Annotated in this window: 13 protein-coding genes; all 13 read right to left on the bottom strand. The window is 33.9% G+C overall.

All coding sequences use genetic code 11. The features are described 5' to 3' along the window. Positions 1–16: 16 nt before the first annotated feature. On the bottom strand, positions 17–1,204 hold the full coding sequence (locus ACQY44_RS18495; protein WP_428231777.1) for a hypothetical protein: 1,188 nt from the start codon (positions 1,202–1,204) through the stop codon (positions 17–19). Between the two features lie 239 nt (positions 1,205–1,443). Beyond that, positions 1,444–1,839, bottom strand: coding sequence for a VOC family protein (locus ACQY44_RS18490; protein ID WP_428231776.1), 396 nt, complete (start codon positions 1,837–1,839; stop codon positions 1,444–1,446). 374 nt (positions 1,840–2,213) lie between these two features. Then, on the bottom strand, positions 2,214–2,702 hold the full coding sequence (locus tag ACQY44_RS18485; RefSeq protein WP_428231775.1) for a DUF2947 family protein: 489 nt from the start codon (positions 2,700–2,702) through the stop codon (positions 2,214–2,216). Next, complete coding sequence (locus ACQY44_RS18480) at positions 2,683–3,402, bottom strand: hypothetical protein (RefSeq protein ID WP_428231774.1); 720 nt, start codon at positions 3,400–3,402, stop codon at positions 2,683–2,685. The genes ACQY44_RS18485 and ACQY44_RS18480 overlap by 20 nt, the downstream gene beginning before the upstream one ends. A gap of 88 nt (positions 3,403–3,490) precedes the next feature. Continuing rightward, the gene (locus ACQY44_RS18475) at positions 3,491–3,859 is read right to left on the bottom strand and encodes a hypothetical protein (RefSeq protein ID WP_428231773.1); all 369 of its coding nucleotides are present in this window, start codon (positions 3,857–3,859) and stop codon (positions 3,491–3,493) included. 168 nt (positions 3,860–4,027) lie between these two features. Next, a complete protein-coding gene (locus ACQY44_RS18470; RefSeq protein WP_428231772.1) occupies positions 4,028–4,513 on the bottom strand; it encodes a hypothetical protein in 486 nt (161 codons plus the stop codon). A 53-nt stretch (positions 4,514–4,566) separates the two neighbouring features. Beyond that, positions 4,567–5,016, bottom strand: coding sequence for a hypothetical protein (locus ACQY44_RS18465; protein ID WP_428231771.1), 450 nt, complete (start codon positions 5,014–5,016; stop codon positions 4,567–4,569). 40 nt (positions 5,017–5,056) lie between these two features. Continuing rightward, the gene (locus tag ACQY44_RS18460; RefSeq protein WP_428231770.1) at positions 5,057–5,392 is read right to left on the bottom strand and encodes a hypothetical protein; all 336 of its coding nucleotides are present in this window, start codon (positions 5,390–5,392) and stop codon (positions 5,057–5,059) included. A 77-nt stretch (positions 5,393–5,469) separates the two neighbouring features. Continuing rightward, the gene (locus ACQY44_RS18455) at positions 5,470–5,865 is read right to left on the bottom strand and encodes a helix-turn-helix domain-containing protein (protein ID WP_428231769.1); all 396 of its coding nucleotides are present in this window, start codon (positions 5,863–5,865) and stop codon (positions 5,470–5,472) included. A gap of 233 nt (positions 5,866–6,098) precedes the next feature. Further along, complete coding sequence (locus ACQY44_RS18450; RefSeq protein WP_428231768.1) at positions 6,099–6,413, bottom strand: GIY-YIG nuclease family protein; 315 nt, start codon at positions 6,411–6,413, stop codon at positions 6,099–6,101. Positions 6,414–6,730: 317 nt separating this feature from the next. Next, a complete protein-coding gene (gene lysA, locus ACQY44_RS18445; RefSeq protein WP_428231767.1) occupies positions 6,731–7,954 on the bottom strand; it encodes a diaminopimelate decarboxylase in 1,224 nt (407 codons plus the stop codon). 682 nt (positions 7,955–8,636) lie between these two features. Continuing rightward, complete coding sequence (locus ACQY44_RS18440; protein ID WP_428231766.1) at positions 8,637–10,091, bottom strand: glutamate synthase subunit beta; 1,455 nt, start codon at positions 10,089–10,091, stop codon at positions 8,637–8,639. A 97-nt stretch (positions 10,092–10,188) separates the two neighbouring features. After that, entirely contained in the window at positions 10,189–14,706 is a 4,518-nt protein-coding gene (gltB, locus tag ACQY44_RS18435; RefSeq protein ID WP_428231765.1) for a glutamate synthase large subunit, read from the bottom strand. Positions 14,707–15,029 lie beyond the last annotated feature (323 nt).

Genomic DNA, 15,029 nt, shown 5'->3' with positions numbered 1-15,029 from the left:
TTTACATAATCACAATCTATCCCCTGAATTTATTCCTGACGATAATATCTTTAATTCTGGCTTTTAAATCTTCACCCGTGTCATAAACCATTTGATCGTTGTTAGGGAAAGGCACCGCACGTTTATTAAAATAGGACATATAATTGTCTTCGCAAGCAGTTCTGTCTCCTTTATAAGTCGAATAAATATTCTCAAAAACAAATTCGCTCGTTACCGGAAATGATTGCAACAGCGCATTTGTTCGCACATCAACATAATCTACTTTTGCTGTTACCTGACAAGATTTAAATTGTCTGAATTCATAAATATTCGCTCGAAGCAATCTATAATTGTCTACCTTGATTTCTTTACCTAAACTATCTTTTACAGGTCTTCCGCGACTGTCCAGAAGGGTTTTTACACCATCTTTCACCTGTCGTTCTTTTATAAATTCCTTTTCCTTGATTTGTTCCGGCGAAATGTTGATTTGTCTAAAATTGATCACCAGACTATAATCGTAGGTAATATTTTTTTGTCTGGAACTATGATAAACCGTCCATTTATCGTTTAATCCGTACGTTTTAAAATCTAATAAATCATCCTGAAGCATTTTTGGAATTACCATATTAGTTTCATTGGTGGCATACACGTCTACAAAATCAGTTCCTTTGAACTGGGCGTCGTCCATCATTTTTTTTGTATTCTTATAACCCGGATTAATACTTTCCAGATAGAAAAGGTCGTCATAAGCTTGTCTGAAATCCAGTTTAGTATTCGATTTCAAAAGAATAGTCGCTTTTTCATATAAGTATTTGGAAAGCGCATTTTTGCTGCTTACAATCTGATCTGAATAGTTATCAAACGCAAAAGTTGCATTTTTCCCCTGTTTTAATAATGGCAACGGCAATAACGGTCTTATTTTCTCCTGACGATTATTGAGTTGCAAATACGTATTATAAATACGTTCTGTATTAGCAGGATTACCATCTTTCATCATCAAATCAAGATCACGTAAATCCCTTTCCTTTGCTTTTGCAAAAGCTTCTTCCAGCAAATACACATAATCCTGTTTTCCTTTCGAATCTTTTTTGGTCCTTAACCCCTCGACAGCACGATCTATGGCACCATCATAATTACCATCGCTTAACAATGATTGAGTCGTTTTTACGCCACATGACGCAAGTGCTAAAAATAATACAGAAAGCAGTAACGCAAATTTTTTCATTCTAAAGGTGATTGATTTTAAAGGTGTAAATATATCTGTTTTTAGATAAATTCAGATACTGTAAATTTTAAATTTAAGGAGCAGGAATTTTAGTTTTCTAAAAGGGCCAATTGTCCCGGTTTCGCCTTTATTTCTGAGTTCTGATAGCTATTTGAATTAGAATAGAAGTTTGTTATTTTATATAAAGTTGAGTCGCAGAGACGCACAGCAGTACGTCTAACATTAAGCAATATATTACTTTATTGCGGCCAATACAAAACATTAAATTTGTGACCATCAGGATCAGAAAATCCAAAGAAATACCCTTCTCCATAATCTTGTGGTTCAGCGAAAACTTTGCCACCGGCTTTTTTAACCGCAATAAGCCATTGATCGACTTCATCCTTGTTTTCAGCTGAAAGTGAAAAAATAATTTCATTTCCAAGTTTTAAGTCGGCTACTTCATCATTGACAGCCCATTTAAATCTTTCTTTAATAAAAAAATGAATGATAAAATTATTGTCTCCAAAAAGAAAGCTCCTGAGTTCTTTATTTGTATTATGACCATTAGGTTTAAACCCTAAATCGCTGTAGAATTTTGTTGTTATGTCTAAATTTTCTACACCTAAATTTGCCCAAATTTTTGAAGTTTTCATAAAGATTTATTTAAAAAATTAGTATTTAATTCCGACCATTTTTATGTTTCTTTTGCTTTGGTGAAATTACGGATTAAAAAAGAACATTTCGAATGAAGTCGCGGATGTTCTTGGGCAAATTTTATTATTTGCCAATTATCACAATATAGATATTGAGAAGCCTATGGATGATAAATGGTTTTCGTACCTAAAGTAAATTTATTTTTATACTCTTATTGATTGTAAAGAAGTACAACGATACATCTGACCTAAAGAAAAAAATGCACAAAGATCAAAATAGATATTTGTGTATTTTTCCTTTTTTAGATTCTCGGGTCGAATACTATTATACCAATATTATCCGGACTATTTCTTTGTGATTTCTATCTTCACTTTTACATTCTTTCAGCAATCGCAAGAAATCCATTTGTACTTAAAAGAAGTACATTTTTACTTTTAGGATTTATAATAATATTGGCTTCATCTTCGTATAAAAACGAAATCCAGTATTTGCAAATTAACTGCCATGTCGCTTCTATACCGCAAGATTTGTTCCAAAAAAACAAAACAACGTCATCATTGTTCCAGTCTACTAATGGTTTTAGATTTTCTATAAACGCTTCTGTATTTGTATCATTCCAGTCTGCTTGCCAATTATACTTCTTTTTAATCTCATTTTTTATTTTCCAATCTTTCGGGTCATTTACAAGCATCAGGTGATTTTTAGTTTCTGAAACATATTGATTCCAAAGTTCAGAGCAATAATCATCTGTTAAAGTCTTTATTTTAGCTTTGTCATCATTAGTTAATGCCGGAGAACAATATTCATTTTCAAAATAATAGAATTTTTCCGGAACATCATATTTATTTATACTCTTTACCATTAAAAACTAATTTAGAGGTTTCATTTTTAATGGTATCCTTAGAGATACAATCATCTTTTGTGGGAGTGCTTACGGTTTTTACAATTTTAGTTTTGACTATAATATTGCTAAAATTATTCTTTTGTACTTTGTCCATATCAAAAGACGAATTAGTTTCTTCAAATTCGCCGGCGCAATTGGTATCCCATTCTCCATTAGAATGCGAAATTTTATAATTTTTCAGCACTTGCTTCAAAGAACCCTTGTCTATAATATATAAGGATAAATTGGTCTCACCAAACGGATTGGGCTTGCTGCTGCCATTATAATCTACTCTGATGCCAAAAGCTCTGGTAGTTTTATTAAGAAGGTACAATCCTGTATCAATCGAAATGCCGGTTAGCACTAAAGCATCAGATGTCCATGCATTGTGTTCGATAGATTTGCAGATTATTTTTTCCGTCGCATTATCGATTACCACGATATAAGCATCTAATACAAAATAGTAATGTCCTTCATCATCTTGTTCGTTGATATCATATTTAGGAATGACCAAAACACTTTTGTCCTTATCGTATGGTAATACTTTTTGAGTAAAGAGATCCAGGTTTACTTGGTTTTCTTTTAAGTTAAGCTGTTTTAAAACAGCATGAAGATGATCAACATTTTGTGAAAACGAAAGTTGAAAACAAAACAATAAAGCAAGAAAAGATTTTTTCATGACATTTTTATTTTTAAACTCATTAGTGTTTTTCAGAAAGGAGAGACCACCAGAAAGGAGGGAAGTAAAAAATAGAGCTATGATGCTTCTATTTTAATTCTTGTCTGCTTTTTACCTGATACACAATTTCCCAAAACAAAATCGATAAAATAGCATTTGTAAATATTGCGGTTTTTACCAGATAAGGATCATAATTTGCAAGCAGATGTAAATTTGCAAATTGTACGGCCAAAAATAAACTTAAAGCAGCAATAACGATAGAGCAAATTATGTTTAGTAAAGGTGTCCACTTGAGGGCGAAGAAAGTATACATCAGGTTCAGAACTGCAAAACCACAGCCTAAAGTGATATACGGATCTGTTTTTAATACTTCTCCTAACGAAAGTAAAGGTGAAGTTGCAGAAAGGTATAGAAAAAATAGGATCGAATAGATTAGAATTCTTATTTGTGGTTTCATTTTTATGTTTTTTTCTTTGGCGAAATTACGAATTAAAAATGAAGCTGTAATTAAGGTAGATTTAAAAAACGTTTTTTTGTTGGTAAGAAGTGAGTTGAATTCGTAGACAAATTCAGTTTCATTATAACTGTTAAAAAATCTGTATTAGAAATTTAAAATTGATTAGTTTTATATAATACTTTTTAAACAATCCTGATAAATTACTTCTCTCCATTTTTCAAAAAGGTCAATTAATGTGATAAACAATTCTTCGGACGGATTTTCAGGTTGAAGTCTTTTTAGCAAAGTTCCGATTCCAATATTATGTGATTTTCCGGAATGATTGATAGCATAATGTTGGCTATTCATATCTTCCATAAAGGTATCGGCATAATGTTTTTTTAAAGTTAAAGGATCTAGATTTATTATTTTCGAAATTATATTTTTAATCTCAGATGGTATTTCGCATTCAAATTGTTTTTCAAATTTTTCAAAATTTTTTTTGCGAAAACTTATCGCAATTTTGCACTCAAAAATTAAATCAATATAGATTCCTAAACTTAACAATCGTTCGCTCCAACCATCAGAATGATCATAAGAAAGAATATAATCTTCATTTAGTTTGAAATTTCCTGTAGAGTCTACTTTTCGTATATCAATCAATGCAAAATTCATTTTCTAAGATTTGGTTTTGTAGCAATTTGTTCCATTTGTTGTGTAGTATTTACTTATTTTAAAATCGCCTCTATTTTAGCTTCTGATTTTTCTTTAATAACACTGTCCGGACGAAAACTCCAGATTACGAGAAATTTTCCTTTTGCAAGATATTCTTCCGGATGTTCATCAGTTGGCTGACCGTCTTTTCCCCAAAGCAAACCTTGTAGAAATCTATCCCCTTTGAAGGTGTGTTCAAATTCAAAATACATGATAGATCCACGATCGGTTTTACTTTTAAAACTTTGAATTGCTTTACTTTTTAAAGTTCCAACAATGGTGCTGTAGGTTTCAATATCAGTATAAAAATTACAAGCGGCAGGAGTAACACAAATATTACCGTCGTTTGAAGTGTAGCCTTTTGGAATTTCTTTTGGTTTTAGTTTTAGATCAGCGATGGTTTGACTGAATATATTGGTAGTAAGTAACAGAAATAATACCGATAGGGAAATCGTAATTTTCATTGGTTTTTGGGGTTTGGTTTGTTGAGCTAAAATAGTTTTTTTATTTTTTTCTTACTTTAACTTCTTTCTCTTTTTCATCATAATACAAAAGGTCTTTATTTTTTTCAAACCAAGATCTCCACTTTTTTATCGTTTTATCTGGCGGGAATACGGGCATATCAAATGGCTTTTCCATTTTATAAGTAATGCCGGTTACATCTATTAAAAACTTTCGAGCCTCGTAAACTGTGTTTAAACTGATCGATTCATTTTCATTTTTAGATAATCTTTCAAATGATTCGAGGTTTTCCAGAAAGATTGCCTGAGCATTTTGTGCATTTACTTTGCCTGAAAAGGAAAGGAAAATCATAAATAAAACAAAGGTTAGTTTTTTCATAGGTTAGTTTTTAGTTATAAAAAAAGCACAAAATAAAAAGATATTTGTGCTTCTGTAAAATTTATATTTCGAAGGAATTATTTTCCTTTTAGTAATTTTTCTAAATATTCATTTTTTTCTTTTTCAACCTGAACCAAACGTTCATAAAGTTCAACAACTTTATCAAGAGGATTGAATGTGCAAGAATTATTAATTCCCTGAGCACCACTAATCGAACTATTGTCGTAAAAGTTGTTAAAGAAATTGAAAACTGCTTCTTCTGAAAAATTTTCTATTGCTTCCACAGTAACTCCAAGTGCTTCTGCAATTTTTTCAAGCTTTTCTTTGTCTACAAATTCGCTTGTTTCAATACTAGAAATAGTTTGCTGGCTTAATCCAATTGCGTAGGCAAGGGCATCCTGTTTCATACCTTTAAGTTCTCTGATTCGGCTTATATTTCTACCGATATGTTTTGGTTTTGATGTTGTGCTCATATTTCAAAGGTATTTAAATTTTTCTTATAAAATAGTGGTTGGTAAAAAACATGTTTTTTTGGTGAGGTACTGGTTTGGGTTATAGTAAATGTATTGTTTTTTTATGATGCAGTAACTTTTGTTATTTGAGTTGGATTTGCTAGCAACAAAGTATGTCATTTCGACGCAAGGAGAAATCCTCGCAAGAAACTCTATAAAGATTGGAAATGTTAAGAAGAGATTTACTTATGAAATCATATAAATAAATAATTCAAAAAATCGAGATTTGGATTAATTGTCTTTATCAATTCGATTTTCTTTTCTCTACGCCAGTCTTTTACTTCTTTTTCACGAGTAATTGCTTCTTGAATCCAGGTAAACTTTTCATAATAAAGTAAGTATATAGCGTGATACTTTGATGCGAAAGTTTTATTTCCATTTGTGTTATTTTCTTTATGTTGACTTAAACGGATTTTTAAATTATTTGTAACTCCAGTATAAAAAACAGTTTTATGTTTGTTTGTTATAATGTATATGTAATAAGTGTGGTAGCCTTCTTGTAATTGCATTTTTATTTTTTGGCTAAAGTTAAAATTAAATTTTAAGATTTTTCTTTCTTTTTTTTACTTTGAGATTTGATATACTTTGTGGAGTTTCTTGCGAAGATTTCTCCTTGCGTCGAAATGACAAAGTTTGGGGTTACTGTATGTTTGTTTTGATTTTGAAATGATAAACAGTATTGTTTCTTTGTGGAGTTTCTTGCGAAGATTTACTTCCTCTGTTTGCTACGGCTCGGGTCTCCTTCGTCGAAATTGACAAGATTGTGCAAAAAAATCCCGCCTCAATTAAGAAACGGGATTCAGTAGATATTCTCTTTTTTTTTATTTTAAACTGTTGCGGCAACTTCTTGTGGCAACGGAATTTGATTTTTAAGCAAATCTTCGAATGTTTCGTGTTGGCGGATTAAAATTCCTTTTCCGTCTTTCCATAAAACCTCTGCTGGTTTGTATCTCGAATTGTAGTTTGAAGCCATTGAGAAACAATATGCTCCGGCGTTTCTGAACGCTAAGATGTCACCTTCGGTAATTTCTGAAATTCTGCGGTTGTTGGCAAAAGTATCAGTCTCGCAAATGTATCCTACAACTGAGTAAAAACGCTCTTTTCCTTTTGGGTTTGAGATGTTTTCGATATAATGTTGTGAACCGTAAAACATAGGACGGATTAAGTGATTGAAACCACTGTCAACTCCGGCGAAAACTGTTGAAGTTGTTTGTTTTACTACGTTTACTTTTGCTAAGAAGAAACCTGCTTCGCTCACCAAGAATTTTCCTGGTTCGAAAATCAACGTTAAATCTCTACCGTATTCTGTACAGAAAGAATTGAATCTTTTTGATAATTTTTTACCTAATTCTTCGATGTCAGTTTCGATATCGTCTTTTTTGTAAGGTACTTTGAATCCGCTTCCGAAATCTAAGAATTCAAGATCTTTGAAGTGTTTTGCAGTATCAAACAAGATTTCGGCAGCATACAAGAATACTTCGATATCAAGGATATCAGATCCTGTGTGCATGTGAATTCCCACGATGCTCATTTTGGTATTCTCCACAATTCGTAATATATGCGGAATTTGGTGAACAGAGATTCCGAATTTACTATCGATATGTCCTACCGAAATATTAGCATTTCCTCCCGCCATTACGTGCGGATTGATACGAATACATACCGGAATTTGTGGATATTTTGTTCCGAATTGCTCCAGAATAGATAAGTTATCAATATTGATTTGTACACCCATTGCGGCCACTTCTTCGATTTCTTCAAGAGAAACTCCGTTTGGTGTAAAAAAGATTTTGTCAGGATCATAGCCAGCATGAAGTCCTAATAAAACTTCCTGAATTGATACAGTATCTAAACCAGACCCCATGTTCTTTAATAACTGAAGAATCGCAACGTTAGACAATGCCTTCATGGCGTAATTAACTCTCAAGTTTTCTACCTTAGAGAAAGCTTTAGTTAACCTATTGTACTGAGATTGGATTTTTTCGGCATCATAAACATATAATGGACTTCCAAATTGGTCTGCTAACTGCAGTAAATCTTTTGCTTGCATTTTTATAAACTATTTTGAGCAAAGTTATTACACTTTTGAGTAACGACAAATTTTTTGTAGAAAAATAACAAATTGTAACAAATTGTTTGTTTTTAAACAAAAAGTGCTTTATTTCAGATTTTTGTAAATCTTTTTAAGGTTCTAAGTTGCTGAGGTTCTAAGGTACTAAGATTTTTGCCACAAATTAAAAGATTAGTGCAGATTATTTATTTTTTTTGCCACGAATTTCACAAATTACACTAATTAAATGCTGCTGAGAATTGATTTTTTAACACAGATTAAAAAGATTAGCATATATTATTTTTTTTTTGCCAGGAATTTCATGAATTTTTAATTTTAGGCAAATGCTCAAAACATAACCCGTGGTTTCAACCACGGGAAACCTTACGGATGGATGAGCATAATTATATATTGTGTCCCCGCGGTTGAAACCGCTGGCTATATTTAAATATGGAGATCATTCAAATAAAAATTAGTGAAAATTAGTGTAATTCGTGGCAAAAAAAATCCATTTTAATCTGTGAAATCAGTGGCATAAAAAAAGCTCCTGAATTTTCAGGAGCTTTTATAGTAGTGTTGTTTATCGGAATTAGAGACTTTAAATCATTTTGATGTTCTTAAATTTAAGGTAGTAAGAAAACTTAGAGTCTTAGATACTTAGTAACTTAGAACCTCAAAAAAATTACAAACTTGGTAAGTCTCCGTTTCCTTTGGTTGGCAAGTTAGTAGAGCCCATTAAGAACAAATCTACTTCTCTTGCTGCTTCGCGACCTTCTGAAATAGCCCATACAATTAATGATTGTCCGCGACGCATATCACCAGCGGTGAAAATGTGCGGAACGTTTGTTTGATAATTAGTTGCTTTGTAATTGCTTCTAAAATCAACTTCAAGACCTAATTGCTGGCTTAACGTTTTTTCCGGACCTGTAAATCCTAAAGCCAATAAAGCTAAATCGCAAGGCCAGATTTTCTCAGAACCTTCTTTTTCGATTAATTCAGGACGTTGACCCGGAGTCATTTTCCATTGAACTTCAACAGTTTTTAATCCTGTTAATTCTCCTTTATCATTAGAAATAAATTCTTTCGTATTGATTAACCAGTTTCTGCTGCAACCTTCTTCGTGAGAAGATGAAGTTTTCAACTGCAACGGCCAGAAAGGCCAAGGTGTTGATTCGCTTCTTCCAACCGGAGGTTTTGGTAAAATCTCAAAATTAGTTACAGATTTTGCTCCATGACGATTTGAAGTTCCAACGCAGTCAGAACCTGTATCTCCACCACCAATAACGATTACATCTTTTCCGGTAGCTTTTACCTGATCCGGAATAGATTCTCCGTATAAAACTTTAGTTTGTTGTGTTAAGAAATCCATTGCCTGAACAACGCCTTTGCTTTCGATACCTTTAGTTGGTAAACTTCTTCTTTCAGTTGCTCCACCGCATAATACGATAGAATCAAATGCGTTTAGTTCATCTACACTAAAGTTAACACCTACGTTTACATTGGTTTTAAAAGTAATTCCTTCCGCTTCAAGAATTAAAACACGTCTGTCGATGATTCCTTTTTCTAATTTAAAATTAGGAATTCCGTAACGTAATAAACCTCCAATTGCATTGTCTCTTTCAAAAACAGTTACTGTGTGACCGGCTCTGTTCAATTGTTGAGCTGCTGCTAAGCCTGCAGGACCTGAACCAATAACGGCTACAGTTTTTCCAGTTCTGGTTTTTGGCGCTTGTGGTTTGATCCATCCTTCGGCAAAACCTCTTTCGATGATGTTTTTCTCGATGTTTTCGATGGCAACAGGCTCTTTGATGATGCCTAATACGCATGATTTCTCACACGGAGCAGGGCATAAGCGACCTGTAAATTCAGGAAAATTGTTGGTAGACTGCAAAATATTTAATGCACTCTGCCATTCTTCCTGATGCACCATGTCGTTGAAGTCAGGAATTAAATTTCCTAACGGACAAGCGCTGTGGCAAAAAGGAATACCACAATCCATACATCTTGAACCTTGTTCTTTTATTTTATCTTTTGCTAACGGAATAGTAAATTCGTTGTAGTTCGAAACACGCTCTTCTACTGCTAAATTACTTTCGTCGGCTCTGTTATATTCTTTAAATCCGCCTATTTTACCCATGACATTTTTATTAAATTTAGTTGTGAGATATGAGATGTGAGAAGTAAGTTGAAAAACTCAAACTTAGTACCTCTGCACCTTTGTAACTCAGAACCTTTTAATCAGCTATTAATTCTTCTATTTTTTTCTCTTCTGCAATTCGTTGTAATGCTTTTTTGTAATCGGTTGGCATTACTTTTACGAAATTGTTTTGTTCATTTTCCCAGTCTGCTAAAATTCTTTTTGCTAATGGACTGCTGGTGTACAAGGAATGATTTTTGATCAATCGTCTTAGTTTGATTACATCATCTTCTTCGATTGGGTCAAATGCAACCATTTCCATGTTACATACTGTAGAATCGAATTTTTGACGCGGATCATAAACATAAGCAACACCACCGCTCATACCTGCTGCGAAGTTTCTTCCTGTTTTTCCTAAAACAACCACTGTACCACCGGTCATGTACTCGCATCCGTGATCTCCAATTCCTTCAACAACGGCAGTTGCTCCAGAATTTCTTACACAAAAACGCTCACCGGCTATTCCATTAATATAAGCCTCTCCGGTAATAGCTCCGTAAAGGGCAACGTTCCCGATAATGATGTTTTCTTCAGGTTTGAAAGTCGCAGTAGGAGGTACTTTTACAATTAGTTTTCCTCCAGAAAGACCTTTTCCTAAATAATCATTACAGTTTCCGTGAATTTTAAACGACAATCCGTTTGTGGCAAATGCACCAAAACTTTGTCCGGCAGAACCTTCAAAATCAACTAAAATAGTGTCATCAGGTAAACCTTGTGCGCCATATATTTTTGAGATTTCATTACTCAAAATGGCACCTACAGAACGGTCTGTATTTTTAATTTTAAATGTAACTCTTGTTTTTTCTTTTCTATAAATAGAAGGAATCGCTTCTTTGATAATTTCGAAATCCAATACATTTTCAAGTTGGTGATCTTGCTCAGTTGTATTGTGAATTGGCTCTGTTTTCGCTTTTTCTGGTTTGTATAAAATTGATGATAAATCTAAACCATTTGCTTTGTAATGTTTGATCGCTTTGTTCACATTTAATTTTTGTGACTGACCCACCATTTCTTTTAAGGTTCTAAAACCTAATTGCGCCATGATTTCTCTTAACTCTTCAGCAATAAAATACATGAAGTTGATGACATGCTCCGGAGTTCCTTTGAAATTTTTTCTCAATTCAGGATCCTGAGTTGCAATACCAACCGGGCAAGTATTTAAGTGACAAGCTCTCATCATGATACATCCAGAAGCCACAAGCGGGGCAGTAGCAAAACCAAATTCTTCGGCTCCTAATAATGCAGCAATGGCTACGTCACGACCCGTTTTCAATTGTCCGTCACATTCCAGAACGACACGGCTTCTTAAATCATTCAAGATCAAAGTTTGTTGTGCTTCTGCTAATCCAAGTTCCCACGGAATACCTGTGTGTTGTAATGAAGTTAATGGTGCAGCACCAGTTCCTCCGTCATAACCTGAAATCAGGATCACGTCGGCTTTTGCTTTAGCAACACCGGCAGCAATGGTTCCAACTCCAACTTCAGAAACTAATTTTACGTTGACACGTGCTTCACGATTGGCATTTTTTAAGTCGAAAATCAACTGAGATAAATCCTCAATAGAGTAAATATCGTGGTGAGGCGGAGGCGAAATCAAACCTACATAAGGTGTAGAGTTTCTGGTTTCAGCAATCCAAGGCACTACTTTTTCTCCAGGTAACTGACCACCTTCTCCAGGTTTTGCACCTTGGGCCATTTTAATCTGGATTTCTTTAGCGTTTGTCAAATAGTTGATCGAAACACCAAAACGTCCAGAAGCCACTTGTTTGATTGCACTGTTTCTGGAATCTCCGTTAATTTCTTTCTGGAAACGTTTAGGGTCTTCTCCACCTTCTCCGGAATTACTTTTTCCGCCAATTCTGTTCATGGCAATTGCTAAATTCTCGTGTGCTTCTCTACTGATAGATCCGTAAGACATCGCACCCGTCTTGAATTTTTTTACAATTTCTGTCCAGGGCTCTACTTCATCAATAGAAATTGGATCTAAATTATTAAACTCGAATAAACCTCTAATAGTCATTAAGTTTGAGCTTTGCTCATTGACCATATCCGAGTATTCTTTATAACTTTCAGGGCTGTTTAAACGAACGGCCTGTTGTAATTTAGCAATAGTAGTAGGATTAAACATGTGTTTTTCTCCACCACGTCTCCATCTGTAAATTCCTCCAATTTCTAAAGGCAATAAGTTGGCGATTTTTGAATTTGGAAATGCTTTCTGGAAACGTTTCTTCACTTCTTTTTCTACTTCGATTAGACCAATTCCTTCGATTCTGGAAGGTGTGTAAGGGAAGTATTTATTAGTGAAAGTTTTATTTAAACCTAAAATTTCGAAAATTTGAGCAGCTCGGTACGAATGTAAAGTCGAGATACCAATTTTGTTCATAATTTTAAGAATACCTTTTGCAATTGCTTTGTTGTAATTTACAATCGCATAATCAGCTTTTACACCTGTAATGAATCCTTGATTTACCTGATTGTGAATGATTTCATTTACCATGTAAGGATTTATTGCGCTTGCACCGTACCCAAACAATAAAGCAAAATGATGTGGTTCGCGAGGCTCTGCAGATTCGATTATGATTCCGAATTTTGAACGTACCTGTAAAATGTTTAAAGAGTGGTGAATGTAAGAACAAGCCAATAACATTGGTATTGGAGCCAATTCTTCGCTAACACCTCTGTCTGATAAGATGATAATATTGCATCCTTCAGAAACAGCTTTAAAAGTTGCCTGAACACATTTTTCAAGCGCACGCTCTAAGCCGTTTACTCCTTTTTCTATTTTGTATAAAGTAGAAATAGTAGCCGATTTAAAATCTGCGTGATCAATGTTTCTGATTTTATCTAAATCCTCATTCGAAATAACCGGATTTTGGATTTTTAGTTTTTTACATTGTTTCGATTCAATTTCGAAAATATTAAAATCACCACCAATTGCCAAACTAATATCTGTAATGATTTCTTCACGAATACCATCCAAAGGCGGGTTGGTAACCTGAGCAAATAATTGTTTAAAATAGTTGTACAATAATTGTGGTTGATCTGATAAAACAGCCAATGGCGTATCGTTACCCATAGAACTAATGGCTTCAGCACCTTGAGCTCCCATTGGGTTAATAATTGTTTTTAAATCTTCGATTGTATAACCAAATAATTTTTGTCTTGTTAAAAAATCAAGTTTTTCAACAGGAGTAGGGTTATTGGTATAAGGTACCTGAGATAATTGTAACAAGTTGGCATCGATCCATTCCTGATAAGGACGTTTCGTTACAATTGCTTTTTTAATTTCATCATCTTCAATAATACGACCTTCGTTCATATCTACCAGGAACATTTTTCCTGGCTCTAAACGACCGTGTTGTACTACATCTTCCGGCTCTACATCAAGTACACCAATTTCTGATGACATGATTACAAAACCACTTTTTGTTAAAGTATAACGAGAAGGACGTAATCCGTTACGGTCTAATAAGGCACCAATAACGTTACCATCTGTAAACGGAATAGAAGCAGGACCATCCCAAGGCTCCATGATACAAGAGTTGAATTCGTAGAATGCTCTTTTTTCCGGAGACATCGTCTGGTGTTTTTCCCAGGCTTCAGGAACTACCATCATCATCGCTTCCGGCAATGAGCGGCCTGTCATTAATAAAAGTTCTACCACCATATCCATAGAAGCAGAATCTGATTTTCCTTCTAAGATAATTGGGAATAGTTTTTTGATATCATTTCCGAAAACTTTACTTTCCATCAATTCTTCACGAGCACGCATACGGCTAACGTTTCCGCGAAGTGTGTTGATCTCACCATTATGACACATGTATCTAAATGGCTGTGCTAATTCCCATGAAGGGAAAGTATTAGTAGAGAAACGTTGGTGCACTAACGCCAGACGAGTCACTAAATCGGGATCTTTTAAGTCAACATAATAACGGCTGATGTCTTCTGGCATCAATAGCCCTTTATATATTATGGTAGTGGTCGATAAACTAGAGAAATAAAACATATGACTTTCAGAGGTTTTAGATCCTCTTACGGCATGTTCAGCAATTTTTCTAGCTGCAAAAAGTTTCGCATTAAATTCTTGTTCAGTTAAATCCTGACCGTTTTTGCTAACAAAAACCTGTTTAACTGTTGGTTCTTTTTCTGCGGCAATCTGTCCTAAATTTTCAGCTTCAACAGGTACATCTCTCCAACCAAGGATCTTTAAGTTCTGATCCTTAATAGTCGATTCGAAAGCATTGATACAAAAAGAAACCTGGTTTTTGCTTTTTGGTAAAAAAACCATTCCTACTGCATACTCACGCGTTTCAGGGATTTCAAAATCACATACTTTTTTAAAGAAAGCGTGTGGGATATCGAATAAAATTCCAGCCCCGTCTCCAGTTCTTCCATCAGAACTAACGGCACCACGATGTTCCAATTTTATTAAGATGTCCAATGCTTTGTGAATAATATCATTTGATTTAATACCATTCAAATTACAAATAAATCCTGCACCACAATTGTCGTGTTCAAATTCAGGCAAATAAAGCCCTTGTTCTTTAACTTTCATTCTTGATATTTTTTCTACAAAAATAAAGATTTCGTTAAATATAATGTATTGAAATTATAATTTGACTTACATTTTTATTGTAATATTAGAAAAACGCTTCTTAATTGATAATAATATTATATTAACCATTGCGAATTGATAAAATGACAACACGCATTGAAATATATTAAGAAAAATCGCTGCAAGGCTAATGAATACGGTGATCTTTTTGTTAAATATCAAACGTTTTAGTGGTTTCCAGTTAATATTAACAAATTGTTTAGTTAACTATTTCTTGGCATTTAAAAAGAATAAACGTTTTACAAATATCGTACACATTTTTT

The organism is Flavobacterium sp., from assembly GCF_965277525.1.
Taxonomy (GTDB): Bacteria; Bacteroidota; Bacteroidia; order Flavobacteriales; family Flavobacteriaceae; genus Flavobacterium.
This window is presented reverse-complemented; position numbering and strand designations above follow the sequence as displayed.